This is a genomic window from Streptomyces sp. PSU-S4-23, from assembly GCF_055632315.1.
Genome location: NZ_JBVMUU010000002.1, coordinates 285,597 through 310,152, shown reverse-complemented (window position 1 = coordinate 310,152; position 24,556 = coordinate 285,597). Strand labels below are relative to the sequence as shown.

General features: G+C 72.6%; 24 protein-coding genes and 2 pseudogenes. 22 read left to right on the top strand and 4 right to left on the bottom strand.

All coding sequences use genetic code 11. The annotated features are described in order from the left end of the window. Positions 1 to 25: 25 nt before the first annotated feature. From ACZ79I_RS02030 to bla, 5 genes are all read left to right on the top strand, one after another. Positions 26 to 496, top strand: coding sequence for an SRPBCC family protein (locus ACZ79I_RS02030; RefSeq protein WP_471493481.1), 471 nt, complete (start codon positions 26 to 28; stop codon positions 494 to 496). Between the two features lie 135 nt (positions 497 to 631). Then, positions 632 to 1,084 carry a flavodoxin family protein gene (locus tag ACZ79I_RS02025; protein WP_471493479.1) on the top strand — a complete coding sequence of 151 codons (453 nt, stop codon included), beginning with the start codon at positions 632 to 634 and terminating at the stop codon, positions 1,082 to 1,084. A gap of 112 nt (positions 1,085 to 1,196) precedes the next feature. Then, positions 1,197 to 1,985, top strand: a complete 789-nt coding sequence (locus ACZ79I_RS02020; protein WP_471493477.1) for an SAM-dependent methyltransferase — start codon at positions 1,197 to 1,199, stop codon at positions 1,983 to 1,985. 156 nt (positions 1,986 to 2,141) lie between these two features. Beyond that, positions 2,142 to 5,576: a phosphocholine-specific phospholipase C gene (locus ACZ79I_RS02015; protein WP_471493475.1), complete on the top strand. Its 3,435-nt coding sequence runs from the start codon at positions 2,142 to 2,144 to the stop codon at positions 5,574 to 5,576. A gap of 277 nt (positions 5,577 to 5,853) precedes the next feature. Then, entirely contained in the window at positions 5,854 to 6,765 is a 912-nt protein-coding gene (bla, locus tag ACZ79I_RS02010; protein WP_471493473.1) for a class A beta-lactamase, read from the top strand. A 133-nt stretch (positions 6,766 to 6,898) separates the two neighbouring features. Here the strand turns inward: bla and ACZ79I_RS02005 are convergent. After that, positions 6,899 to 7,108: pseudogene (locus tag ACZ79I_RS02005) on the bottom strand (TetR-like C-terminal domain-containing protein); the annotation flags it as partial. Between the two features lies 1 nt (position 7,109). On the opposite strand from ACZ79I_RS02005, the pseudogene ACZ79I_RS02000 reads away from it, so the two are divergent. Both ACZ79I_RS02000 and ACZ79I_RS01995 read left to right on the top strand, forming a co-directional pair. After that, a pseudogene (locus tag ACZ79I_RS02000) lies at positions 7,110 to 7,505 on the top strand (MBL fold metallo-hydrolase); the annotation flags it as partial. A gap of 181 nt (positions 7,506 to 7,686) precedes the next feature. Further along, positions 7,687 to 8,085 (top strand): hypothetical protein, encoded by a 399-nt coding sequence (locus ACZ79I_RS01995; protein WP_471493471.1) that lies wholly within the window; start codon positions 7,687 to 7,689, stop codon positions 8,083 to 8,085. Positions 8,086 to 8,373: 288 nt separating this feature from the next. On the opposite strand, the gene ACZ79I_RS01990 is transcribed toward ACZ79I_RS01995, so the two are convergent. Then, entirely contained in the window at positions 8,374 to 8,535 is a 162-nt protein-coding gene (locus tag ACZ79I_RS01990; protein WP_381081730.1) for a hypothetical protein, read from the bottom strand. A gap of 240 nt (positions 8,536 to 8,775) precedes the next feature. Further along, a complete protein-coding gene (locus ACZ79I_RS01985; protein ID WP_471493469.1) occupies positions 8,776 to 10,317 on the bottom strand; it encodes a PucR family transcriptional regulator in 1,542 nt (513 codons plus the stop codon). 197 nt (positions 10,318 to 10,514) lie between these two features. Between ACZ79I_RS01985 and ACZ79I_RS01980 the strand changes: the two genes are divergently transcribed. From ACZ79I_RS01980 to ACZ79I_RS01945, 8 genes are all read left to right on the top strand, one after another. Next, positions 10,515 to 12,053 carry an amino acid permease gene (locus ACZ79I_RS01980; RefSeq protein WP_471493467.1) on the top strand — a complete coding sequence of 513 codons (1,539 nt, stop codon included), beginning with the start codon at positions 10,515 to 10,517 and terminating at the stop codon, positions 12,051 to 12,053. Continuing rightward, complete coding sequence (locus tag ACZ79I_RS01975; protein WP_471493465.1) at positions 12,050 to 12,775, top strand: SDR family NAD(P)-dependent oxidoreductase; 726 nt, start codon at positions 12,050 to 12,052, stop codon at positions 12,773 to 12,775. Before ACZ79I_RS01980 ends, ACZ79I_RS01975 begins: the two co-directional genes overlap by 4 nt. A gap of 143 nt (positions 12,776 to 12,918) precedes the next feature. Then, positions 12,919 to 13,746 (top strand): SDR family NAD(P)-dependent oxidoreductase, encoded by an 828-nt coding sequence (locus tag ACZ79I_RS01970; RefSeq protein WP_471493463.1) that lies wholly within the window; start codon positions 12,919 to 12,921, stop codon positions 13,744 to 13,746. Next, positions 13,743 to 14,696 carry an agmatinase gene (gene speB, locus ACZ79I_RS01965; protein WP_471504704.1) on the top strand — a complete coding sequence of 318 codons (954 nt, stop codon included), beginning with the start codon at positions 13,743 to 13,745 and terminating at the stop codon, positions 14,694 to 14,696. Before ACZ79I_RS01970 ends, speB begins: the two co-directional genes overlap by 4 nt. Further along, a complete protein-coding gene (locus tag ACZ79I_RS01960; protein WP_471493461.1) occupies positions 14,693 to 15,565 on the top strand; it encodes a polysaccharide deacetylase family protein in 873 nt (290 codons plus the stop codon). Before speB ends, ACZ79I_RS01960 begins: the two co-directional genes overlap by 4 nt. A gap of 428 nt (positions 15,566 to 15,993) precedes the next feature. After that, positions 15,994 to 16,605: an RNA polymerase sigma factor gene (locus ACZ79I_RS01955; RefSeq protein ID WP_471493459.1), complete on the top strand. Its 612-nt coding sequence runs from the start codon at positions 15,994 to 15,996 to the stop codon at positions 16,603 to 16,605. Beyond that, positions 16,602 to 17,273, top strand: a complete 672-nt coding sequence (locus ACZ79I_RS01950) for a hypothetical protein (RefSeq protein WP_471493457.1) — start codon at positions 16,602 to 16,604, stop codon at positions 17,271 to 17,273. Before ACZ79I_RS01955 ends, ACZ79I_RS01950 begins: the two co-directional genes overlap by 4 nt. A gap of 246 nt (positions 17,274 to 17,519) precedes the next feature. Then, positions 17,520 to 17,681, top strand: a complete 162-nt coding sequence (locus ACZ79I_RS01945; protein WP_471493455.1) for a hypothetical protein — start codon at positions 17,520 to 17,522, stop codon at positions 17,679 to 17,681. A gap of 73 nt (positions 17,682 to 17,754) precedes the next feature. Here the strand turns inward: ACZ79I_RS01945 and ACZ79I_RS01940 are convergent, their stop codons facing one another. Beyond that, a complete protein-coding gene (locus tag ACZ79I_RS01940) occupies positions 17,755 to 18,480 on the bottom strand; it encodes an IclR family transcriptional regulator (RefSeq protein ID WP_471504702.1) in 726 nt (241 codons plus the stop codon). A gap of 120 nt (positions 18,481 to 18,600) precedes the next feature. Between ACZ79I_RS01940 and ACZ79I_RS01935 the strand changes: the two genes are divergently transcribed. The 7 genes from ACZ79I_RS01935 to ACZ79I_RS01905 all read left to right on the top strand — a co-directional run bounded on the left by ACZ79I_RS01935 (position 18,601) and on the right by ACZ79I_RS01905 (position 24,552). Then, a complete protein-coding gene (locus ACZ79I_RS01935; RefSeq protein WP_471493453.1) occupies positions 18,601 to 19,449 on the top strand; it encodes a 2-keto-4-pentenoate hydratase in 849 nt (282 codons plus the stop codon). A gap of 17 nt (positions 19,450 to 19,466) precedes the next feature. Beyond that, complete coding sequence (locus ACZ79I_RS01930; RefSeq protein WP_471504700.1) at positions 19,467 to 20,411, top strand: acetaldehyde dehydrogenase (acetylating); 945 nt, start codon at positions 19,467 to 19,469, stop codon at positions 20,409 to 20,411. After that, positions 20,408 to 21,442: a 4-hydroxy-2-oxovalerate aldolase gene (gene dmpG, locus ACZ79I_RS01925; protein WP_471493451.1), complete on the top strand. Its 1,035-nt coding sequence runs from the start codon at positions 20,408 to 20,410 to the stop codon at positions 21,440 to 21,442. The genes ACZ79I_RS01930 and dmpG overlap by 4 nt, the downstream gene beginning before the upstream one ends. Before the next feature lie 174 nt (positions 21,443 to 21,616). Further along, the gene (locus tag ACZ79I_RS01920) at positions 21,617 to 22,450 is read left to right on the top strand and encodes an alpha/beta fold hydrolase (protein WP_471493449.1); all 834 of its coding nucleotides are present in this window, start codon (positions 21,617 to 21,619) and stop codon (positions 22,448 to 22,450) included. 215 nt (positions 22,451 to 22,665) lie between these two features. Then, a complete protein-coding gene (locus ACZ79I_RS01915; protein ID WP_471493447.1) occupies positions 22,666 to 23,094 on the top strand; it encodes a hypothetical protein in 429 nt (142 codons plus the stop codon). 85 nt (positions 23,095 to 23,179) lie between these two features. Beyond that, positions 23,180 to 24,205, top strand: coding sequence for a ferritin family protein (locus ACZ79I_RS01910; RefSeq protein WP_471493445.1), 1,026 nt, complete (start codon positions 23,180 to 23,182; stop codon positions 24,203 to 24,205). Beyond that, positions 24,202 to 24,552 (top strand): MmoB/DmpM family protein, encoded by a 351-nt coding sequence (locus tag ACZ79I_RS01905; protein ID WP_471493443.1) that lies wholly within the window; start codon positions 24,202 to 24,204, stop codon positions 24,550 to 24,552. Before ACZ79I_RS01910 ends, ACZ79I_RS01905 begins: the two co-directional genes overlap by 4 nt. Positions 24,553 to 24,556: the final 4 nt, after the last annotated feature.

Genomic DNA, 24,556 nt, shown 5'->3' with positions numbered 1-24,556 from the left:
GGAACCGGGAGGCTACGGTGCCCCCATGTACTCGACCCAGGTCTCCCGGCACGTGAACGCCTCACGTGCGGCCGTCTACCGGGCTCTGGTGGACGCGGACGCGATCGCGGCATGGCGGGTGCCGGCGGGCATGACATGTCACGTGCACGACTTCGATGCACGCGAGGGCGGCAGGTTCCGCGTCTCGCTCACCTACGACGCTCCGGCCGGCACCGGAAAGACGACCTCCCGCACCGACACGTACCACGGCCACTTCGTGACGCTCGTGCCGGACGAGCGGGTGGTCGAGGCACTCGAGTTCGAGACCGCGGACCCCGCGCTTCGCGGCACGATGACGATGACCACCACGCTGAGCGATGCCGACGGCGGCACCGATGTGCTCGTGGTGCACGAAGGCGTTCCCGACGCCGTGCCCGCCGCCGACAACGAGGCGGGCACACGCATGGCGCTGGCGAACCTCGCCCGGCTCGTCGAGGCGGACCAGCGTTCCGGGTGACCGGTCCAGTGCCCTCCGGCGAGCGCGCGGTGTCCTGCCCGACCGCCGGGACGAGCAGCGGGGGCCACAGGATGACGGCCGCCGGCTGCGTCGCCGGTTGCGGCCGCACCGGGCTTCGCGGCAGGGTTTCGGGCCATGGCCACCTTGCTGATCGTGCATCACACCCCGTCCCCCAACTGCCAGGCACTGTTCGAGGCCGTGGTCTCCGGCGCGGGGGCGCCGGAGATCGAGGGCGTACGGATCGTACGGCGGGCGGCGCTGTCCGCGACGGCGTCCGACGTGCTGTCCGCCGACGGGTATCTGCTCGGCACTCCCGCGAATCTCGGCTACATGTCCGGAGCCCTCAAGCACTTCTTCGACCAGATCTACTACCCCTGCCTGGACGAGACGCGCGGCCGGCCCTTCGGCTTCTGGGTGCACGGCGGCAGCGATGTGACGGGGGCGGTGCGGGGCATCGAGTCGATCACGACCGGGCTCGGCTGGCGTCGCGTGGCAGAGGCGGTCACCGCGACCGGTGAGCCGGGGAAGGCCGACACCGAGGCGTGCTGGGAACTGGGCGCGACGGTGGCCGCCGGACTGACGGGCTGAGCGCGGCCCGGGTCGCGGGGCCCGTCAATTCCGTGTCTCGGCAAGGGACATGGTGTGCGAGACTGCGGTGATCGACCGTACCGTTCGACCACTCGCGCGACGGGAGTCCGTCATGACGACCGACACACCCGACCCTCTGCACATCGACACCGGCAAGGCGCATCCCGCGCGGGTGTACGACTGGCTGCTGGGCGGCAAGGACAACTACCCCATCGACGAGGCCGTGGGCGAGAAGCTGCCCCCCGAGGCGCATGACGCCGCTCGTCAGAACCGTGAGTTCATGCACCGGGCGGCCGCCTGGCTCGCCACGCAGGGCATCGACCAGTTCCTCGACATCGGCACCGGCATCCCCACCGAACCCAACCTCCACCAGGTCGTCCAGGGCATCCTGCCGACCGCGAAGGTCGTGTACACGGACAACGATCCGATCGTGCTGCGGCACGCGGAGGCATTGCTGGTCAGCCACCCCGAGGGGGCCACCGACTACATCCAGGCCGACGCGCGCCGGCCGGGAGAGATCATCGAGCATGCCCGCGGAGTGCTCGACTTCGAACGTCCCATCGCGCTGTCGCTGATCGCGCTCATGCACTTCATCCCCGACGACGAGGACGCCTACGGGATCGTGCGCTCCCTCCTCGCCGCGCTGCCGTCGGGCAGTCACCTCGTCCTGTCGCACGCCGCGTCCGACGTCTACCCGGAACTCGCGGAGCAGGTCACCGCCGAGTACGCCAAGGGCGGCATCCGGCTCGGCTTCCGCACCCGCCCGGGAGTCGCGCGCTTCTTCGACGGCCTGGAGCTCGTCGATCCCGGGCTGGTGACGGCGACGGAGTGGTTCAAGAGCCCTCCCGCGCCACCGTCCGAGGGGAGCGGCATCTACACCGCCGTCGCCCGCGTTCCCTGACCGCCCCGCTCGGCCGCGTTGCCGCCGTCCTGCGCACCGTCTGCCCAACGCGGCCGTGTGACCAGTGCGAACGCCGGATGCTTCGGCATGAACAGTGAGCGAAGCTCTGTCGCAGAGGGTTCTTGACCGCTGTGCCGGAGCTTTAGCCTCCGCACCATGTCCGACATCTCCCGCCGCAGGATCCTCGGCGCTCTCGCCGGTGGCACCGCGGTGTCCCTCCTGCCCCCCTCGCTCCTCAGAGCCATGGCCGCGCCGATGCCGCGCGGCGGCATGAACGCGATCGAGCACGTCATCGTGCTGATGCAAGAGAATCGTTCCTTCGACAACTACTTCGGCACCCTCAAGGGTGTGCGCGGCTTCGGCGACCGCACCCCCCTGCGCCTGCCCGGCGGCGCCGACGTCTTCAAACAGCCGAGGGCCGGCGGCGACGTCCTTCCCTTCTCGGCCCGCCAGGCGGCGGTCGACGCCGGCCGCCCAGAGAGCGACATCCAGTACCTGGGCTCGCTCCCGCACGGCTTCCCGGACGGCACCCAGGCATGGGCGAAGGGCTGGTGGGACGACTGGATCGCCGCCAAGGGGCAGAGCACCATGGCCTTCTACGACCGGCGGGACATACCCCTGCAGTACGAACTGGCCGACCGCTTCACCATCTGCGACTCCTACTTCTGCTCCGTGTACGGCTCCACCAACCCCAACCGCAACTACCTGTGGACCGGCACCACGGGCTTCGAGCCGGACGGCGTGAACAGAGCCGTCACCAACGCCGCCTACTCCTACACCCACGCCGGATACGACTGGACCACCTACCCCGAGCGCCTGGAGGCGGCCGGGGTCTCGTGGCAGATCTACCAGGAGTGGGACAACTTCACCGACAACGCGGTCGAGTACTTCCGGCCGTGGAAGCAGATCGGCCGGAAGATCCTTTCCAAGGTCAGCGGACAGTACTCCACCACCGAGCAGTTCTACGACGGCCTCTGGGACAAGACCTCCGCGCAGCGGCAGGAGGCCCTCGCCCGGTTCCAGCAGGGCGTGGACTCCCTGACCGAGGCCGAGCGCCGGCTCTTCCTGCGCGGTGCCTACCGCTCCGAGCCGGACACCCTGATCTCCCGGCTGACGGCGGACATCAAGAACGGCACCCTGCCCAGGGTGAGTTGGGTGGTACCCACGGCGGCGCTCTCCGAGCACCCCGGTTCCTCCACCCCGGTCGGCAGCGCCAACCTCGTCTACGATCTGCTGGACGCCCTCGCGAGCGATCCCGAGACCTGGTCGAAGACGGTGCTGTTCATCAACTTCGACGAGAACGACGGCTACTTCGACCACGTGCCCGCCCCGGTCGCGCCCAGGCCCGACTCCGGCAACGGCGACGACTGGTTCAACGGCCGCCCGGTGGGCCCCGGTCCGCGCGTGCCGATGACGGTCGTCTCGCCGTGGACGGTGGGGGGCTTCGTCTCCTCCGAGGCGTTCGACCACACCTCCGTGATCCGCTTCCTGGAGCGGTTGACCGGGGTCCGGGAGCCCAACATCAGCTCCTGGCGCCGCAGTGTCTTCGGCGACCTCACCTCCGTCTTCGACTTCCACCGCAGCCATCCGCAGCCCGAGGTGGAGCAGCCCGGCCCGGTACCGGCGCCGGTCGGCCGATGGAACCCCGTGCCGCCCAAGGAGCAGGCGCTCCCGGAGCAGGAGGCGGGCACCCGCCCCACCCGTCCCCTGCCGTACCGCCTGTCGCTGCGTGCCGACGTCACCGACGGCCGGGTCCGGCTGCGGCTCGGCAACACCGGCACCGCGGCCGCCACGGTCACCGCGTACCCCGGCGACGGTGGTGAGCCGCGGACCTGGACGGTCGCCGCGGGCGGAAGCACCGTGGACACGGTCGCCCACGGCTCCGACGGCTACGACCTCCAGGTGCGCGGCCCCGGCTGGTCGACGTGGGAACTGCGCGGCGCCGGCGAGGGCGCCGAGGCGTACCTGGTCGAGCAGGCCGGACCGGGCCAGATCATGGTCCACTGCGCCAATCCCTCCTCGACGCCCCGGACGCTCCTCGTCGGCGAGTCGGTCTACCCGCGCGACGCCGGCGACCACGTACGGACCGTCACGCTTGCGCCCGGACAGAAGCGGATCGTGCCGGTCCGTCTCTCCCGCCACGGCTGGTACGACATCGTCGTGGTCGACAAGCGCGACCCGGGCTTTCTGCGCCGTATGACCGGCCGCCTGGCCGACGGCAGACGGGGTGTCACCGACCCGGCCACCGGCACGCTCCCGGCGCTGGCCGCTTCGATCACCCTGCCCGAGCCGCTGCCGCCCCTGGACACCCCGCTCGCCCAGGGCAGTCCGGCCGAGGTCGTCGTCACCCTGACGAACCGGGGCGCGGCCGAGCTGGCTCGCCTCACGGCCACCCTGCTCACCCCCTACGGCTGGACGGTCGAGCGGTCCGGGTCCGCGCCGCGGTCACTGGCCGCCGGGAAATCCGCCGATGTCCGCTTCACGGTCACCCCGGCCGCCGACGCCACCGTCGGCAGCCTGGTCGTGGCCGCGCACGCCGACGGCGACGGTCTGCTGAAGATCGCCGACGCGCGCGTGCGGACCAAGGTCGCCCCCGCGATGAGCGTGGCCCTGACCGGTCCGTCGGCCTCGCCGAAGACCGACGGCACGGTGCTCTCCCCGGGCAGACCGCTCGCCGTGACCGCGACCGTCACCAACGCCGGCAGCGCCCCGCTCACCGGCCTGGCGGGCACGCTCACCCTGCCGGACGGCTGGACCGCCACCCCGTCGGCCCCCGTGCCGGCCACGGTGCCGGCCCGCTCGTCCGTCGCGCTCACGTGGGATGTCGTCGCGCCCGTGTCGGCCGCCCGTACGTCCGCCACGGTCAAGGCCACCGTCACCGCGAGCCTGGGCGGGCGGACCAAGGAGCAGACGGCGTCCCTGACCGCCGGGGTGGGCCCCGTCATGACCGGCTACCTGCTCGCCGAGGACTTCGAGTCCGTCGCCCCGTCCCTGGCGCCGGCCGCCGACCTCAGCCGTCCCGGCCTGGTGGGCTGGACGCGGACCACGCCCGAGGGCTGGACGGTCACCGACGCGCCGACGATGCCGCAGGGCACCAGGGAACTGCAGGGCTGGTCCTTCCTCTCCAAGCAGTTCTGGTTCCCGGCAGGGCAGGACCGGCCGGGCTTCGGCCGGAGCCTCGGGATCGTCGCGGTCGCCGACCCCGATGACTGGGACGACACCGGCAACCCGGCGAGCCGCGGACGGTTCGACTCGACGCTGACCACTCCCGCGGTCGCCATCCCGCCGGGCACCTCGGCCCTCCACCTGGGCTTCGACTCCCACTACCGTCAGGAGAGCCCGCAGGAGGCCGAGGTCACGGTCGAGTTCGACTCCGGCCAGGTGACCCGCGTGCTGCACTACTCCAGCGCGACCTCGGGGAACACCAACAACGGCCAGGACCAGCAGAACCGCCTGGTCGACCTCTCCTTCGCGGTCCCGTCCGGAGCCACCTCGGTCAAGGTGAACTTCCGGCTCCACAACGCGGGGAACAACTGGTTCTGGGCGATCGACAACGTCCGCCTCGGCACCGGCCCCATCAACGACGCGTGAGCCACGCGCCCGCGCGGGGAGCCGGTCGGCCCCGCGCGGGCCCGTTGGGGGCACGACGGCGGCTCCCGCACCCACAGCGGCCCGCCGTGCCCACCGACGGGGACCCGCGTCCTTCGACCGGACCGATCGGCGTCCTGGAACCGAGCCGGGCCCGGGCGCGTTGAGCCGTTCGGACCCGTTCCGCGCCCCATCGTGCCGCCGGGGCCGCCTCCCGCGCGTCGGCAAGACCGGATCCGGTGTACTCAGGTGCTGGCGGACCGCAGGAAAGGACGGCGACGTGCGATCGACCGACGAGGGGTCAGTCTCCCGCCGCTCGGTGCTGGCCGCCTGCGCGGGGGCGGCCGCGCCGGTGCCGCTCATGCCGGCGACGGGACGGGCCGCCGTGCCCGGGTGCCCGGTGACCGGGGAACTGCGCGCGCTGGAACGGGAGCACACCGCCCGACTGGGAGTGTTCGCCTGGAACACGGCCACCCACAGGACGGTCCGGTACCGCAGCCACGAACTCTTTCCCCTGTGCTCGGTGTTCAAGACGGTCGCCGTCGGGGCGGTGCTGAGGGATCTCGACCGGGACGGAACGTTCCTCGCGCACACGATCAGGTACGGTGCGGCGGACGTCGAGCGCTCCGGCTACGCGCCCGTGACGGGCTTACCCGACAACGTCGCCCGGGGTATGACCGCCGAGGCCCTGTGCGCCGCGGCCGTCTCCTACAGCGACAACACCGCGGCCAATCTGCTGCTGCGACGGCTCGGCGGGCCCGCGGCGGTCACCCGGTTCTGCCGTTCCATCGGTGACGGCGTCACCCGCCTCGACCGTTGGGAGCCCGGGTTGAACTCCGCGGAGCCGGGGCGGACGACGGACACCACCACCCCCGCGGCGATCGGCAGGACCTATGCCCGGCTCGTCCTCGGCGACGCGCTGGAGCCGGCCGACCGGGGGCTGTTGAAGCGGTGGCTGCTCGGCAACACGACGGGTGGCGAACGCCTGAGGGCCGGCCTGCCGGCGGAGTGGGTCGTGGCCGACAAGACCGGGACGGGTGGCTACGGCACCACGAACGATGTGGGAATCGCGTGGCCGCCGGGCGGGGCACCCGTCGTGATGGCGGTGCTGTCGACGAAGCCCGGCATCGGCGCACGCGTGGACGAGGCCCTGATCGCCCGCACCGCCGCGGCCCTGGTGACGGCCCTCTGACCTGCCGCCGCGTCATACGGAAGGGCGCCGGCCATGCCCCTGCGGGCAGCGACGGGTTCCCGGTGGCCTTCCGGACGAGGGCCGCCGTGTCCCCGGCCGTCCCTACGCGGGCGGTCGCGGTCGTCGGGGAGCATCACCGGCCCGCCGTGCCGAGGACCCCTGCCACGAGCCGACGGGCGTACGCGGCGTCGAGCCCGGCCGGCCGGAAGAGAACGCGGTACATCACCGGGGCGACGACGCGGTCGATCACCGTCTCGACGCCGGGCGCGTTCTCCCCGCGGGCCGCCGCCCGGGCGAGGAGGCCGATCTGCTCGGCCGCGTAGTCCGAGCACTGGCCGGCGTGCGACTCCGTGATCCCGGTCGAGGAGGCGGGGCTGCTCGACCTCGCCGACGTCCCGGCCGGCGGCACGCCGGTCGCCCCCGGGGTGCGCCTGCTCCCCACGCCCGGCCACACCCCCGGCCATATGGCCCTGCAGATCAGCAGCGGCGGCGAAAGAGCGCTCATCACCGGAGACTGCATCCACCACCCCGTCCCGTTCGCGCACCCCTCCATCGGCGGCTGCGTGGACAACGACCCCGAGCGGTCCGAGGCCACGCGTCGCTCGTTGCTCGGCTCCCTCGCTGACACGGACACGCTCGTGCTGGGCACCCACTTCCCGCCCCCCACCGCCGGCCGCGTGATCACCCACGGAGACGCCTGCCGGCTGTCGCCGGTCCCCGCCGCGCGTCCGGCGCGGTGAGCGAGATGGTGCCTACAAGGGATAGTTGCCGACATGTCCGCGTTTTGCGGCGCGAATCCCGGTGGCGATCTCGTACCGTCCAGTCGGGCCGGAGTGCCGGTCCTCGGCGCCCGGCCGGGAATTCGGATCGCGCGCCGGCCCCACCCGGGGCGGGCTCGCACGAACGTGAGGGGACAGCTTCATGTCTGTTTCTCGTACCGCGGTCCGCCTGATCGCCACGTGTGTGGCGTCGGGCGCCCTCGTCGGAGCGGCTGCCGTGCCGGCCCTCGCCGACGGGGCCGGCCATGGCCGCGACACCAGGGCAAGCCACTTCGGCAGCCACCGTCCGGAGACCATCGGGAGCGACCGCGCCCGTGCCCAGGATTGCGACCGTGACCGGGACCGCGATCGGGACCGCGACCGCGCCCGTGCGCAGGTTCCGGACTGCGACCGGGACCGCGACCGCGACCGCGACCGCGACCGCGACCGCGATCGGGACCGTGACCGCGCCGGTGCCTGGGACCGGCACCAAGGCTGGTACCGGATGTGGCACCGGCGTCATCATCATCATCACCACCACCACTTCTTCGGCCGCGGCTGAGGGGCTTCGTCTGGATCCCCGGGCGGTCACCCGGTGTCATACGCTGCCTGGCGATGTCGGCGGCGCCTGCGTTCTCCTCGACGCGCTTCGGACCGGGTGACGGTGGCATTCTCGGCGTCCGCCGATCGGCGGGTCCGCCCGCGGCTTCGGGGTTCTTCTCCGAGCGGCCCGGCCGTCGCATCGCGCCGGGGGCCGAAGGCCGACGTGCGGCCTTCGGCCCCCGGGGTGCGCCGGTGGAGCGAGGAGGGCGGTGCGAGGGCGCCGCCGGCACCGGCCGCCGCGCGGCGCCTACCGTTGTCCCAGAGGCGTGTGCACCGAGCGGAAGTCCAGTGCCCGCGCCACCTCTCGCTGGGTCTGCTCAGCGACCCTGCGGGTCTCCGCGGGGACGTCTCCCCGCTCGCCCACCAGGGTGTCGTAGATGGGCGCGTCGGTCCTGGGTGCGAAGCTCACGTCGAAGTGCCTTTCCCCTACGGCTGTGTCCTGTTTCCCGGTGATACCGGAGGCGGTGGACGAGTGTACGGGGTGCGCGGGCATCCGCGATCACTCTCCCCGGGTTCGCACCTCCACCCGGCACGATGACGTACGATGTGCCGCCTTCGTCGTGACGGACCGTCACATGGACCCGGCGCGAAGCAAGTTGGCCCCCGGGAGGAGGCGGCCAGGGTCGGCGGGGCGGGTGGGGCCGCCGGTTCAGTCCGGTTCGTCCGCGGCGGGCCACTGCCGGGAGGGGCCCTCCAGCAGTTCCCGCGCCTGCAGCGCGAGCCACAGTTCCGCCAGGTCCGCCGTCTCGGCCAGGGCGCGGCCCGTGATCTGCTCGACCCGCTGCATCCGGTACATCACGGTCTGCTTGTGCACGCGCAGTGCCGCCGCCGTGCGCTGCCACGACCGGCGGCAGCGCAGGAACGCCTCCAAGGAGGCCACCAGTTCGGTGCCGTGCCGCTCGTCGTACGCCAGCAGCGGGCCCAGGGTCCGTTCCACCTGCCGGCGCGCCTCGTCGACGCCGCGCAGCACGGTGTACCCGTGGTCGTCGCCGTAGCGGGCGCTCCGGTCGGGCCGGGACGCCGCCACGGACAGGGCCCACACGGCCTCGCGCTGTGCGGCCGGCGTACGCCGGGCGGTGCCGAGGGGGTCGCTGATGCCGAAGACCGCGGCGTTCCCGAGCTTGCCGCGCACGGCGGCCAGGGCGGCGTCCTCGTCCGGCAGCAGCGCGTACAGCAGCGGGGCCCGGCTGAGCAGGAGCCAGGGGATCCGGTGCCGCTCCAGGGTGAGGTGCAGATCGCGCTGCCCGGCCCAGTCGCCGCGCCGTACGGCCACGAGCACGCAGCCGGACGGTTCGAGTCCGAAGTCCGCCAGTTCCCGTTCCGCGGTCGCCTCGTCGGTCCGGGCATCGAGCATGTGGGCCAGCAACTCGGCCCCGATGCGCCTCCGGTGCTCCATCGTCATGCTGTGCCGCGCGACCTCCAGGGCCGCGACGGTCGCCAGGTGGTGCAGCAGCGAGGTGTCCGACGCCGGTGCGGGCAGGTCCACCGCGACCAGCACGGTGGGCTCCGCGGCGGGGATCTCCACCATCAGCGCCCTGGCCCCGCCGGAGAGCGGCAGATGCACCACGCCCGGTATCCGCCCGTCCCTCTCCCGCACGGCGTCGAGCACGGCCCGGACCAGCCCGGGTGCGGGCTCGGGCCGGGAGGGGCCCAGGGGGTGGCCGGTGCGGGGATCCAGCAGGTGCAACCGGCAGCCCAGTTCCCGTGCCACGCGGACGACGGGTGATTCGCTGGGGGTGCCGCCGAGCGCGTCGCGCACCGCGGCGTACACGCGCTCCACCTGGGCGACCCGTGCCGCGTCCGCGCGCGAGTTGGCGTCGGCGACGGCCCGGGAGATCGCCGCGAAGCTCACCGAGTACGGGGCGACCAGGACGGGCACACGGCAGGCTTCCGCGGCCGCGGCCAGTTCGTTGCGCAGCACGGGCGTCCGCGGATCCTCACCGATGACCAGGCCGCTGGCCCCGGCGTCCGCGATCCCCTGGAGCAGCCCGGCCTGGTCGGCACCGTCGGAGGGCAGGGTGAACCCGTTGCGCATCAGCAGTTCGTCGCCGGCCATCCAGTCCCGCGCCGTGTCCAGGTCGGAGGCGTGCGCCCAGGACACGGTGCGGCCGAGTCCCTCACCGCCGGCGAAGAGGCTCAGGCGCAGGTGGGGCAGCCGCAGGAGGTCCGCGACGCTCGTCCTCACGGTCACCCCCGGCCCGCTCCTGCCCACCGCCGGCTTCCGCTCGGCTTGTTTCTTCGCCGAAATACTCTTATGCGATCGTTCAAAGAGCAATCCCCGGACTTTGCGATCGCCTCGTGGATCGGACGGCCCCGCACGATCACACTGCTCACCACCGCAGGCCACCTCCCGCACCGAGGACCAGTGACGACACGAGGAGCGACCAGATGAGCAACAGACCACCAGCGGTGGCGGGCGCCGACGGCGCCCCGGCGCCCGGCGGAGAGCAGCGGCTCAACCGTGGATTCAGTTTCCGTTCCGCGTTCTCGCTGGCCTTCGCCGACGTGTCGCCGATCGTCGCCCTGTACGCGATCTTCACCCTCGGTCTGTTCACCGCGGGCCCGGCGTTCTTCTGGGCGTTCCCCATCGTCCTGGCGGGCCAACTGCTGATCGCCCTGGTCTTCGGGGAGATGGCCTCCCGCTGGCCCTTCGCCGGCAGCGTGTACCAGTGGGCCCGGCATGTGCGGGGCGCGTCCTGGGGCTGGGCGGCCGCGTGGGCCTATGCCTGGGGACTGACCATCGCCCTGTCGACCCTCGCCTACGGCGCCTCCGGGTTCCTCCTGGCGGCGCTCGGGGCGGAGGCACCCGGCCGCGCGCAGACGGCGGGTACGGCGCTGGCCATCCTGGCGATCGGCAGCCTGGCCAACATGATCGGCCGCAAGGTGCTGAAGGTCATGGTGATCGCCAGCATCCTGTGCGAGATCGCCGGTTCGCTGGGCCTGAGCGCCTATCTGCTCCTCTTCCACCGGGTGAACCCGGTCAGCGTGCTCTTCGACGGGTTCGGCACCCAGGGCGCCGGCTCCTGGCTCGGCGGCCCCATGCTCATCGCGATCGCCTTCGTCGGCTGGTCGTTCGTGGGCTTCGAGTCGGCGGGGTCGATCGCCGAGGAGGTGGAGAACCCCGGGCGCAACGTGCCCAAGGCGATCATCCTGTCCCTGCTGGCCGTCGCCGCCCTGGTGATGTTCTCCAGCATGGCGATCATCCTCTCGATCCCCGACCTGGGAAGGGTGATGGCCGAGAAGACCGGTGACCCGGTGACGTACACGCTGACCAGCCATCTCGGTGAGGCCGTCGGACGGCCCCTGCTGCTGATGTTCGTCATCGGCTTCGTCTCCAGCTTCCTCGCCGTGCAGGCCGCCGTCTCCCGCTGCCTGTGGGGCTCCGCACGGGACCACGCGCTGCCCGGTTCGCGCCGGCTGGCCAGGCTCGCGGGCCCGGAGCGCCTGCCCGTCAACGCGATCGCGCTGACCGCCCTGGTCGCCGGCGTCCTGATCCTCGTCGCGGGATCCGAGCTGTACAGCGTGCTGGTGAACTTCACCACCATGGGCTTCCAGATCTCCTTCGCCATCCCTGTCGTGGGAGCCCTCATCGCCCGGCTGCGCGGCACCTGGCGGCCCGGCGCCTTCAGCCTCGGCCGGTGGGGCACCCCCGTCACGCTGCTCGCCGCGCTGTGGGCGATCGCCCAGACCGTCAACATCGCCTGGCCCCGCGCGTCGATGGGGCAGGAGTGGTACCTGCGCTGGAGCATGGTCCTCACCACCGGGGTCCTGACCGTCGTGGGAGCGGTCGTCTTCCTGGCGGTCCGCTCCGGTATGAGGGAGCCGCTGGCCGAACGCCTCGCCGCCGCTTCGGACTTCGCCGTGGTTCCCGGGCAGGCGTCCCCCGTCGCCGGACCGTCCACCGCCGGGGAGCCCGCGCAGCCATGATCTCAGCACCCCTCGAACCACCCCGGCGCCGTACCGCGCTGGTCACCGGAGCGGCGAGCGGTATCGGAGCGGCCTGCGCGGCCACCCTCACGGAGGCCGGATGGCTCGTCGCCGGCCTCGACCGGCAACGCCCCTCCGGGGACTCCACCGCTCTGACGCTCACCGCCGACGTGGCCGACCCGGCCTCCGTGAGGGACGCGGTCCGCCTGGCCGAGTCCCGGCTGGGCCCGGTCGACGCCCTGGTGACCGCCGCCGGCCACTACGAGGCCACGGCTGTCGACGACATCACACCCGAGCAGTGGACCCGGATGCTCCGGGTGCACCTCGGGGGGCTGGTCAACCCGGTACGCGCGCTGCTGCCCGGCATGGTGGAGCGCGGGGGCGGCTCCGTCGTCGCCATCACCTCCGAACTCGCCATCGGCGGCGGCGACGACGGAGCCCACTACGCGGCCGCCAAGGGCGCCGTCATCGGAACCGTGCGCAGCCTCGCCGCCGAGACAGCCGCCCGGGGCATCCGGGTCAACGCCGTCGCGCCCGGTCCCACGGACACGCCGCTGCTCGCCCCGGACTCGCCCTGGCGCGCCCCCGCCTATCTGGAGACGCTGCCCGCCCGGCGCCTCGCCCGGCCGCGGGAGATCGCGGCCTGCGTCCTGTTCCTGCTCGACGAGGGCACGTTCTGCACCGGAGAAGTGCTCTCCCCGAACAGCGGAGCGGTGATCTGATGCCGCCCAGGACCCCGCAGGACGCGAACCCGCCCGACCGGACCCCGTCCGGCAGGGCCCGGACATCCGCGGACCCGTCGGCCGCGGACCCTTCGGCCGTGAACCCGTGGGCCGTAGACCCGTCGGCCGTGAACCCTTCGGCCGTGAACCCGTGGGCCGCGGACCCGTCGGCTGCGGACCCGTCGGCCGTGACCCCGTCGGCCGGGCACCTGCGGCCGCACGCCGGAACCCGTGCCCTGGTGACGGGGGCGGCGCAGGGCATCGGCCGTGCCGTCGCGGCACGGCTGGCCGCCGACGGGGCCCTGGTCGCCGTCAACGACCGTGTTCCGGGGCCCCGTCTGGACGAGGTGGCGGATGCCGTGGGCGGTGTGCGCGCGCCCGCCGACGTCAGTGACCGCGCACACGTCCGGGACCTCGTGGCGCGGCTGAGCGAAGAGATCGGCGACATCGACGTCCTGGTGTGCAACGCCGCATACATGACCATGGGCGAGCTCGCCACGCACGACGAGGACGACTGGTGGAAGGTCGTGGACACCAATCTGACCGGGACCTTCCACCTCGTCCAGGCCGTGCTGCCGGGGATGCGGCGCCGCGGGCGCGGCCGCATCGTGGTGGTGTCCTCGGAGTGGGGGGTCACCGGCTGGCCCGGGGCCACCGCCTACGCGGCCTCGAAGGCCGGGCTGATCTCCCTCACCAAGAGCCTCGGCCGTGAACTGGCCCCCCAGGGCATCCTGGTCAACGCCGTGGCCCCGGGCGTCACCGACACCCCGCAACTGCGCGTGGACGCCGACGCGGCCGGCCTGTCGCTGGACGAGATGCGCCGCTCCTACGCCTCCGGCATCCCGCTGGGCAGGATCGGGCGCCCGGAGGAGATCGCGGCGGCCGTCGCTCTTCTGACCGACTTTCGTATCGGCTCCCTGGTGGGCCAGACACTGCAGATCAACGGAGGAACCACCCGGTGCCGCGCATGACCCCGCCCGTCGGCCAGACCGACGGCCAGACCAGCCCCCGTTACGCGGGCCTGACCACCTTCGCCCGGCTGCCCCGGCTGGAGGACGTCGACAGCTACGACGTGGCGGTCGCCGGTGTCCCCTTCGACGCCGGCGTCACCTTCCGGCCGGGCGCCCGCTTCGGCCCCTCCTCCATCCGCCAGGCGTCACGCCTGCTGCGGCCCTACAACCCCGCGCTCGACGTGCTGCCGTTCGGCCGGCAGCAGGTCGTCGACGCGGGCGACCTGCCCTGCAATCCGTTCGACATCGCCACCGCCTCCAAGGAGATCGAGGACAGTGCCCACGCACTGATCGGTGACGGAGCCCGGCTGGTGACCCTCGGCGGTGACCACACGATCGCCTATCCGCTGCTCAAGGCCATGAACCGCGTCCACGGCCCGGTGGCCCTGGTGCACTTCGACGCCCACCTCGACACCTGGGACACCTATTACGACGCCCCCCTGACGCACGGCACCCCCTTCCGCCGCGCCGCGGAGGAGGGGCTGTTCCTGCCGGGTGCCAGCGCCCATGTCGGCATCCGGGGCTCGCTCTACGACCCCCGGGACCTCGTGGACGACGCCGAACTGGGCTTCACCATCGTGCACTGCGCCGATTTCGAACGGCTCACCGTCGCCGACGTCGTGGCGCTGCTGCGCGAGCGGATCGGCGACGCGCCGCTGTACGTCTCCGTCGACATCGACGTACTCGACCCGGCCCACGCCCCCGCCACCGGCACCCCGGAGGCCGGCGGGCTGACCAGCCGCGAACTCCTCGGCATTATCCGCGGCCTGCGCGGGCTGAACCTGGTGGGCGCCGACGTCGTGGAGGTCTCACCCGCCTACGATCACGCCGACATCACCTGCGTCGCCGCCGCCAACCTCGCCTATGAGTTCGTCTCCCTGGCCGCCCTTCGCCCCGGGGCCGGCGAGTGAGCCTCACCCCCGCGCCGCCGGTCACCTGGCCCGCGGGCAAGCGGGCCGCCGCCTCGTTCACCTTCGACGTGGACGCCGAATCGGCCGTGCTGAGCACGCATCCGCAGGCGGCCGACCGGATGTCGCTGATGAGCCATCAGTCGTACGGCCCGCTGGTCGGCGTACCCCGTCTGCTGCGCATGCTGGAACGGCACGGCGTCCGGGCCACGTTCTTCGTCCCCGGGTGGACCGCGCGCCGCCACCCCGGCAGTGTGCGTGCCATCGCCGCGGCGGGACACGAGATCGCCCACCACGGCTATCTGCACGAACCGCTCACCGGCACGGACACCGCGACCGAGGCGTCCTTCCTGGACAAGGGGCTGGACGCGCTCGAAGAGGTCGCGGGGGTACGGCCCGTCGGCTACCGGGCGCCCATGTGGGAACTCACCCACCGGTCGCCCGGCCTGCTCGCGGACCGCGGGTTCCTCTACGACAGCAGCCTCATGGACGCCGACACGCCCTACGAACTGGCCGTCCCCGGCGGCCGTTCCCTCGTGGAGGTCCCGGTCCAGTGGGCGCTGGACGACTGGGAGCAGTACTGCTACCTGCCGGACGTCTCCGGGACGGGGCTGATCGAGAGCCCCCGCAAGGCGCTGGAGATCTGGACCCTGGAGTTCGAGGCGATGAGAAGGGAGGGCGGCTGCTTCGTCCTCACGACGCATCCCTTCCTGAGCGGCCGCCCGTCCAGGGCCGCCGCGCTGGAGGAACTCGTGGAACGCGTGGCGGGCTGCGCCGACACCTGGCTCGCCCCGCTGGCCGACATCGCCCGCCACACCCGCTCGCTCGCGCTGCCGCCCCGCGTGGTGGACCGGCCCGACCCGCGGTTGTGACGCGGGCCGGCGGCGGGACAGCGGACGCGGAGGCGTCTCACCCGGGCGCCGGCGGTTGTGGCAGGTGGCCTGAGGGGGGCGCGCGATGGGGCGTGCGCGCCGGTGTGTGACGGTGTGCGCGGGTAGCCCGCGGTGTGACGCAGAACACGATGAGGATCCGGAGAGGTGTTCGCCTCTTCCCTCTGCCGGGTTACGCCTGGTCAACAGGCACCCGAAGGTGACTAGCGCTGCTTGTTGAAACATGCACAGAGTGCCCGACCGGGGACGGTCGGTGATTTTCCCGGGGTGGGGTGAGTGATCCGGGCCGCGAAGCACTTAGGTAGGGATCAGACCCAACGGCCCTGCCGCAGAAGCGAGTTGGCGCCGACCTGTGCCGGGCCCTCAAGGGAGAGGATCACCGTCATGTCCCCAGTCGACGGGAGGCTCGCGTGAGTCACTACGACGCCCCGGAGGGCGCCCCGCCTCCGGAGTACGGCGCCGGGCTGTCCCAGTCCATGTACCTGCCGCTGGAGCTCCCGCTGGACTTCGAAGCCTTCTACCTCGGGCACCAGGAGGTGTTCCACGCGTACGCGGAGGTGCACTTCGGTACCCGCGCCGTGGCCGAGGAGGTCATCCACGAGGTGTTCCTGGAGATCCACGCCGGCTGGACGCAGTTGCTGAGCACGGGGAACCTCGAACAGGGCGCGTGGGCCATCGTGCGCAGGGCCGTGCACGACCGGCTCGAACGGGAGCGACGGGCGCCCGCGTTCGTCATCAACGGCCCCATCGTCCAGGCGCTGGCCGCCGCGCGGGACAAGCTGCAGAAGATGGAGTCCAGCAGCGGCCTGTACGAGGCGATCGCGGAACTCCCGAACCGGCAGTTCGAGGTGATCGTGCTGCGCTACGTCCTGGGCTACCCCACCTCCAAGGTCGCCTGGTTCGTCGGCATCGACGAGCGCACGGTGGGCCATCATCTGCGGCGCGGCAAGGAACGCCTGCGCATCAAGCTCGACCTGCCCGACGACCGCAAGAAGCCGAAGCAGAAAGGGGAAGGACCGTGACCACCACCATCGACGCCCTCCTGGCCGACGCACGGCTGCCCGTCTCCACCGCACACGGCTTCGACGTCGCCGCCGCCCTGCGCAGGCTCGCCGCCGACGCGTCCCGGCGCACCCCGACGGCGGAGATCGCCCGCGCCGCGCAGGCCAGGCAGCGGCTGAACGTGGTGTGCCGGTGGGTGCTCAACGAGCCCGACGCCGCCCAGCACGTCGACAAGATCGCCGAAGGCCCCGACCGGGGACCGCTGACCGAGGAGCAGATGGACGTGGACGGTGCGCTCGTCTTCGCCTGCCTCCTCTATCTGACCGGGCACCCGGAGTCCGCGCAGTTCTGGTGGCAGCTCGCCGCCGGCGCCGGCAGCCGCGCCGCCGCGTACTGCCTGCACCTGCACCACCTGTCCCTGGGCGAGTCGAGGCGGGCGCGGCACTGGTTCCACCAGCTCACCCACTCCATGGCCGACACCGCCCCGCCCGACGCCGCGTTCCTCGAGGGACTGGAGATATTCGCGCGGTACGTACGCACCAACGGCTCCCGCGCGATCGCCCCCACCGGCCGCCTGGAGAGCGAAGTCGACCGCCTCGCCGCGCGGGTGCCCGGCTCCTCGGTCATCGTCGCCCGGCCCGACCGCGAACTGGTGGCCCGGCTGCATGAGTTCACCGCAGGCCGCTGATCCGCGCGGGTCGGGGGCCGGAACGAGGGGCGCTCAGGAAAGGCTCAGATGAATGACGCCAAGTCGACAATCCTTCTGAGCGTACCGCCGATAAGCTGCCGGACAGCGCAACAGGAGCCCTGGATCCCAACGGGTTTCTCAGGCCCCGGTGTTGGGAGGGCTCCCTGCGCGGTGTTCCGGCACGCCTACGAACGAGAGGAACTCCGTACAGTGAAGACTAACGCGCAGCACAGGCGGAAGCACCTGGTGCGAGGGAAGAGGTGGCGCGAAGAAGCCGTCCGTCGGCTGCTGCGACGGGCGGACCGGCAGCGGAGCGGAGTCCCGGGGGAGTTCCTGCGCGGGGCGGCGTACAAGCTCGGCAGCGGCGCCGTGACCCTGCTGGTCCTGTGGTGGGAAACCCGCCGCTGACCGCCGCCCCCGGGGAGGCCGTCCGCACCGGCCGGACGGATGCACACTCCGACCGGCGGTCCGCACGCCGCCGTCAGCCGCCCTGCCGCAGGGTCCGGGACAGGCCGAGGGCGGCGGTGCGGACCGCCGGGGCGAGTTGGGCGGGGCGGAAGCGGGCCTGCGGGACGGCGACCGAGAGCGCGGCGACGGCCGTGCCGCCGCCGTCGAACACCGGCGCGGCGATGCAGCACACCCCGAGTGCGGCCTCCTGCTCCTCGTAGGCCAGGCCGGAGACCTGCACCTGCTCGATGGCGGTGCGCAGCCGGTCGGGGTCCGTGGCCGAGTACGGGGTGAGGCCCGGCAGCGGCTCGGCGAGCACCTGCTCGGTGAGCTCGGGGCCGGAGAAGGCCAGCAGGGCCTTGCCCACACCGGTGCACGTGAGCGGGAGCCTGCCGCCGACGCGGGAGGGCAGCGGCAGCGGGTCGTGGCCGTGGACGCGCTCCAGGTAGACGACGTGCCGGTCGTCCCGCACGCCGAGGTGCACCGTTTCGTGCGTGGCCTCGTACAGATCCTGGACGAAGGGGAGCGCCGTCTGGCGCAGTCCCTGGCGGCGGGGCACCAGGGTGCCCAGCTCGAAGAGCCTGCCGCCGAGCCGGTAGGCCGCGCCGTCACGTTCCAGGAACTCCAGCCGCACCAGATCGGCGGCCAGCCGGTGCGTGGTGGTCTTGCTCAAGCCCGTACGCTCCGCCAGTTCCGTCAGACGGTACGAACCGCCGTCCGGGCGGAAGCAGTCGAGGATGACCGCTGCCTTCTCCAGCATGTTGCCCTGATCCGTGTTCCGTGTCACGGAACAATAATTGCCGCTGCCGTGCGGCCGCGTCTATACCGGACCTCGTCACACCCTCGTACGTTCCCCCGTACTTTCCCTTGGAGTGCTCGCATGCCGACACCCCCGCCCACCGATTCCCCGCCCGCGGCGGTGGTCAGGGCCGCCGACGCCCTGGCCGACGCGGCCCGCACCGGGGTGCCCTGCCCGCCGGTGCGGAGTCTGCTCCCCGACGGGGGCATCGCGGAGGCGTACGCCGTGCAGCGCCTCAACGTCGAACGGGCCCTCGACGCGCACGGCCTCCGGGTGGTCGGCCGCAAGATCGGTCTGACCTCCCCGGCCGTCCAGCGGCAACTCGGCGTCGACCAGCCGGACTTCGGCGCACTGCTGTCCGACATGGCGGTCCCCGACGGCGGCACCGTGCCCGCCGGCCGGCTGCTGCAGCCCAAGGTGGAGGCGGAGGTCGCCCTGGTCCTCGGCGACGACCTCCCGCACGCCCGGTGCACGGTGGCCGACGTGCTGCGCGCGGTGGACTTCGCGCTGCCCGCCCTGGAGATCGTGGACAGCCGGATCGCCGGCTGGGACATCACGATCGTCGACACCGTCGCCGACAACGCCTCCTCCGGTCTGTTCGTCCTGGGCACCAGCCCGGTGCCGCTGACCGCCGTGGACACGCGGCTGGTGCAGATGACGATGACCCGCCGTGGCGAGAAGGTCTCCTCGGGAACCGGGGCCGACTGCCTCGGCGGCCCGCTCAACGCGGCCGTCTGGCTCGCGTCGGCCCTCGCCGCGGCGGGCGATCCGCTGCGGGCCGGCGACATCGTGCTCACCGGCGCCCTCGGGCCCATGGCGGACGCCTGGCCCGGCGACTCGTTCGAGGCGCGGATCTCCGGCCTGGGTTCGGTACGTGTCGCATTCGCGCCGGAGGAACCGGCGGCGACGGAAGAAGGAGAACAGCAGTGAGCAGCGCCACCGACCCGGTGCGCACCAAGGTCGCGGTGATCGGTTCCGGCAACATCGGCACCGACCTGATGATCAAGGTGCTGCGGACCTCCGACGTCCTGGAGATGGGCGCCATGGCCGGCATCGACCCGGACTCCGACGGACTGGCACGCGCCCGCCGCCTCAAGGTCGCCACCACCCACAAGGGCGTCGACGGCCTGGTGGAGATGGACGAGTTCGCCGACGTCTCGATCGTCTTCGACGCCACCTCCGCCGGTGCCCACCGCCACCACGACCGGGTGCTGCGCGCCCTCGGCCGCAGGGTGGTGGACCTCACCCCGGCCGCCATCGGCCCGTACGTCGTGCCGCCGGTCAACCTGGACGCCCACCTGGACGCCGCCAACGTCAACATGGTCACCTGCGGCGGCCAGGCCACCATCCCTGTCGTCGCCGCCGTCGGCGCGGTCACCCCCGTCCACTACGGGGAGATCGTGGCCTCCATCTCCTCGCGCTCCGCCGGTCCCGGCACCCGCGCCAACATCGACGAGTTCACCGAGACCACCTCCGCGGCCATCGAGAAGGTCGGCGGCGCCACCCGCGGCAAGGCGATCATCGTCCTCAACCCCGCCGAGCCGCCGCTGATCATGCGCGACACCGTCTACTGCCTGGTCGGCGACTGCGACGACGCGGCCGTGACCGCCTCGGTGGAGGAGATGGTCGCCCGCGTCCAGACCTACGTGCCCGGCTACCGGCTCAAGCAGAGGGTCCAGTTCGACCGGGTCGCCGACGACGACCCGCTGCGCTCACTGCTGCCCCCCGGCACCCGCGGGCAGGCGGCCAAGGTGTCCGTCTTCCTCGAGGTCGAGGGCGCCGCGCACTACCTGCCGTCCTACGCCGGCAACCTCGACATCATGACCTCGGCCGCGCTGCGCACCGCGGAGCGCATGGCCACGCACCACACCCCGGAGGTGGCGTCCCGATGACCGCCGGCCAGCCCCCCGCCCTGTACGTCCAGGACGTGACCCTGCGGGACGGTATGCACGCCGTCCGCCACCGCTACACCGTCGGGCAGGCCCGCGCCATCGCCGCCGCCCTCGACGCGGCCGGTGTCGCGGCGATCGAGATAGCCCACGGCGACGGCCTGTCCGGTTCCAGCATCACCTACGGCATCGGCGCCCACACCGACTGGGAGTGGATCGAGGCCGTCGCCGACGCCGCCCGCAACGCCGTGCCCACCACGCTGCTGCTGCCGGGGATCGGCACCCTCCACGACCTGAGGCAGGCGCACTCGCTGGGCATCCGCTCGGTGCGGATCGCCACCCACTGCACCGAGGCGGACATCTCCGCCCAGCACATCGCCGCCGCCCGCGAGCTGGGCATGGACGTCGCCGGGTTCCTGATGATGTCCCACATGGCCGAGCCGGCCGAACTCGCCCGCCAGGCCAAGCTGATGGAGTCCTACGGCGCCACCTGCGTCTACGTCACCGACTCCGGCGGCCGCCTCACCATGGACGGGGTGCGCGAACGGTTCCGCGCCTACCGCGACGTCCTGGACCCGGCGACCGGGACGGGCATCCACGCCCACCACAACCTCGCCCTCGGCGTCGCCAACACCGTCGTCGCCGTGGAGGGCGGGGCGACCCGGGTCGACGCCTCCCTCGCGGGCCAGGGGGCGGGCGCGGGCAACTGCCCGCTGGAGGCGTTCATCGCCGTCGCCGACCTCATGGGCTGGGACCACGGCTGCGACCTCTTCCCGCTGATGGACGCCGCCGACGACCTCGTACGGCCGCTGCAGGACCGCGAGGTCCGCGTCGACCGCGAGACCCTCACCCTCGGCTATGCCGGCGTGTACTCCAGCTTCCTGCGCCACGCCGAGAACGCCGCCGCCCGCTACGGCCTGGACACCCGCAGCATCCTGGTGGAGGTCGGCCGCCGGAAGATGGTCGGCGGCCAGGAGGACATGATCACCGACATCGCGCTCGACCTCGCCGCCGCGGCCGCCGCCCGGAACTGACACCCGCACGCTCCGTCACGCGCAGGTGTCCGGCCCGCGGCCAGGACACCTGCGCGCCATATGTCCGCCCGCCGCGCGGTGTCCGCCGCGTTCCCGTGGAGGGAACGCCAGGCGCGGGGCCGGGGTGGTGGCAGCAGGATCGCAGGGACTGCTGACAACCGCTGAGGAGTGTGCATGGACAGGGAGAAGCGGCCTGAGATCGGCGCGGACGTGGTCGCGGGAGGGATCCGCACCAACTACCTGGAGGAGGGGACGGGCAGCCCGGTCGTGCTGGTGCACGGTTCGGGCCCCGGAGTGACCGCGTACGCCAACTGGCGGCTGACGATCCCGGCGCTGGCCGAGCGGATGCGGGTGCTGGCGCCGGACATGGCGGGGTTCGGCTTCAGCGAGCGTCCCGAGGGGGTGAGCTACGGCCTGGACCTGTGGGTCGACCAGCTGGTGGGCTTCCTGGACGCCCTGGAGCTGCCCTCGGCCTCGATCGTCGGCAACAGCTTCGGCGGCGCGATCGCCCTGCGGGCCGCCGCCCGGCACCCCGAGCGGGTGGACCGCCTGGTGCTGATGGGCAGCGCGGGCGTTCCCTTCCAGCTCACCGAGGGGGAGGGGCTGGACGCGGTCTGGGGCTATCAGCCGTCCATCGAGAACATGCGCCGGCTGCTCGACATCTTCGCCCACTCCCGGGAGCTGGTGACCGACGAGCTGGCCGAGGTGCGGTACCGGGCCAGTGTGCAGCCCGGCTTCCAGGAGGCGTTCTCGGCGATGTTCCCGGCGCCCCGGCAGCGCTGGGCCGACGCCTTGGTCACCCCGGACGAGGAGATCAGCGCCCTGCCGCACCGGACCCTGATCGTCCACGGCCGGGAGGACCAGGTCATTCCGCCGGCCAACTCGCTGCGGCTGCTGGAGCTGATCCCCGCCGCGCAGCTGCACGTCTTCGGCCACTGCGGGCACTGGACCCAGATCGAGTGGGCCGACGCGTTCAACGAACTCGTGGGCGACTTCCTGACCTCCTGAGCGGTGGGTGCGGCGCGGGGCCGCGTGCCCCGGGCCCCCGTTCCCACCGTCCGCACACCCCCGAATCGCCGCTGCCCGCAGCCGTGTTCGGAGCTTTTCGGCCCCGCCGGCACCCCCGCATGTTCCGGCGTGAGGAACGCCGGTGGCGCCCCTGGCCGGGTCCGGCGCAGCCTCGTCCGCAGGCCGCGGCAGGACCGGCCAGGAGGAGTGTTCACGTGACCCCATTCATGCTCCGCGTCGCCGAGATCCTGGGGCAGGACCCCGGATCCGGCGAGCGCCCCGTCCCGGGGACCCGTCCCAGCGCGCCCGCGACGGCGGGAACCGGGGCCGACCGGCAGGTGGCCGTCCGGGCCCTGGCCGAACAACTCGTCTGCGAGGCCAACGCCGTACTCGCGGGGGCGGACGACCATCTGGCGCTGACCGACGAACTGTCGGGCGGCGAGCTGGCGTTCTCGGTGCACTACCGGGGCCGGCGCGCCCGGGTGTCCACCCGCTTCGCGGACGGCGTCGCCTACGGGCGGCTGGTCGGCGACGGCCTCACCGCCACCGGGCCCCGCGAGCTGGACGGCCCCGAGGCGCTGACCGACCTGCTTCTTCTGCTGCTGGTCGAGTCGGACGTGCCCCGCCGTCCCGCCACCGTCTGACCAGCCTGTTCCCGGCTGCGGAACGGCGCTGGCCCCCTTCCTGTGGCACGGGCCACAGTCCTCGCAAGCACCCGAGGAGACCACATTGCAGTACGAACTGCGTACCCAGGTCATCGAACCGAGACGCAAGACCTTCCAGTACCTCATCGACCGGTACGGCGACCGCCCGGCATCCCGGTACGAAGAGGGCACCATCGACGTCCAGGCCACCGAGCACTTCCACTACCGGCCGCTGTGGGCGCCCGACAAGGAGCTCTACGACGAGAGCTGGAGCACCTTCCGGCTCACCGACCCGTACTCCTTCACCGACCCCCGTCAGTACTACTACGCCCCCTACGTCACCACCCGTGCCTCGCTGCACGACGCCTTCGCCCGGACCCTGGAGTACCTGGAGAGCCGGGACCTGCTGGGCCGGCTCCCCGAGCCCTGGCGGGAGTTGATCGCCCACGTGGTGCTGCCCCTGCGGCACTACGAGTCCGGCGCCCAGATGGTCGGCACCGCCGCGGCCCGGTTCTGCTACGGCGCCAGCATCGCCCAGTGCTGCGCCTTCGCCGCCTTCGACCGGGTGGGCAACGCGCAGATCCTCAGCCGGGTCGGGATCGCCCTCGGCGGCGGCACCGCCACCCTGCTGGAGGACGCCAAGCGGTCCTGGCTCGACCAGCCCTCGCTGCAGCCGCTGCGCCGATACGTGGAGGAGCTGCTGGTCGAGGAGGACTGGGCGGTCGCGGTGATCGGCCAGGACCTGACCGACCGGCTGCTCTACGCCCTGCTGTACCGCAGGCTCGACGAGGCGGCGCTGCTGGGCGGCGCGGGCGGCTACAGCCTGGTGGCCCAGCACCTGAACGGCTGGTTCGCCGACCAGTGCCGCTGGGTCGACGCGCTGTACAAGGCATGGCTGGCCGACCCCGGGCACGGCACCGCCAACGGCGCCGCGCTGGCCGCAGCGGTGGAGCACCGGCTGCCCGCCGCGGTCGAGGCGGTGAACGCCCTGGCCGCCACCGCGGACGGCCTGGTCGCAGCCGACTGCCGGGCCGCCGTCGACGAGGCCGCCGCCGCGGTCCGGACCGCCCTGAGCGCCCTCGGCGCGCCGATCAAGGAGCAGAACGCATGACCGCCACCGGGCCCGACACCCGAAGCCCCAACACGCAGAACCCCGGTACGGCCGCCCCCGGCGCCGGACGGAGGGTCCGCAACGTCGGCGTCGACCTCCAGGAGAACGAGGACACCCGGGCGCTCGTGGAGGCGATCGAGTCCGTGAACCGGGATCTCACGGTCCTCCGGCTGCCCGGTCTCGTGAAGATCCAGTCCCCGGGACGGCTGGTGATCACCCGGGAGAGCGTCGAGGAACGGCTGGGACGCCCGTGGGAGACCCACGAGTTCCAGCTCGCCATCGTCTCCTACTCCGGCCACTTCGCCGAGTGGGACGACGACGAGATCGTCATCGCCTGGGACCACTGAGGAG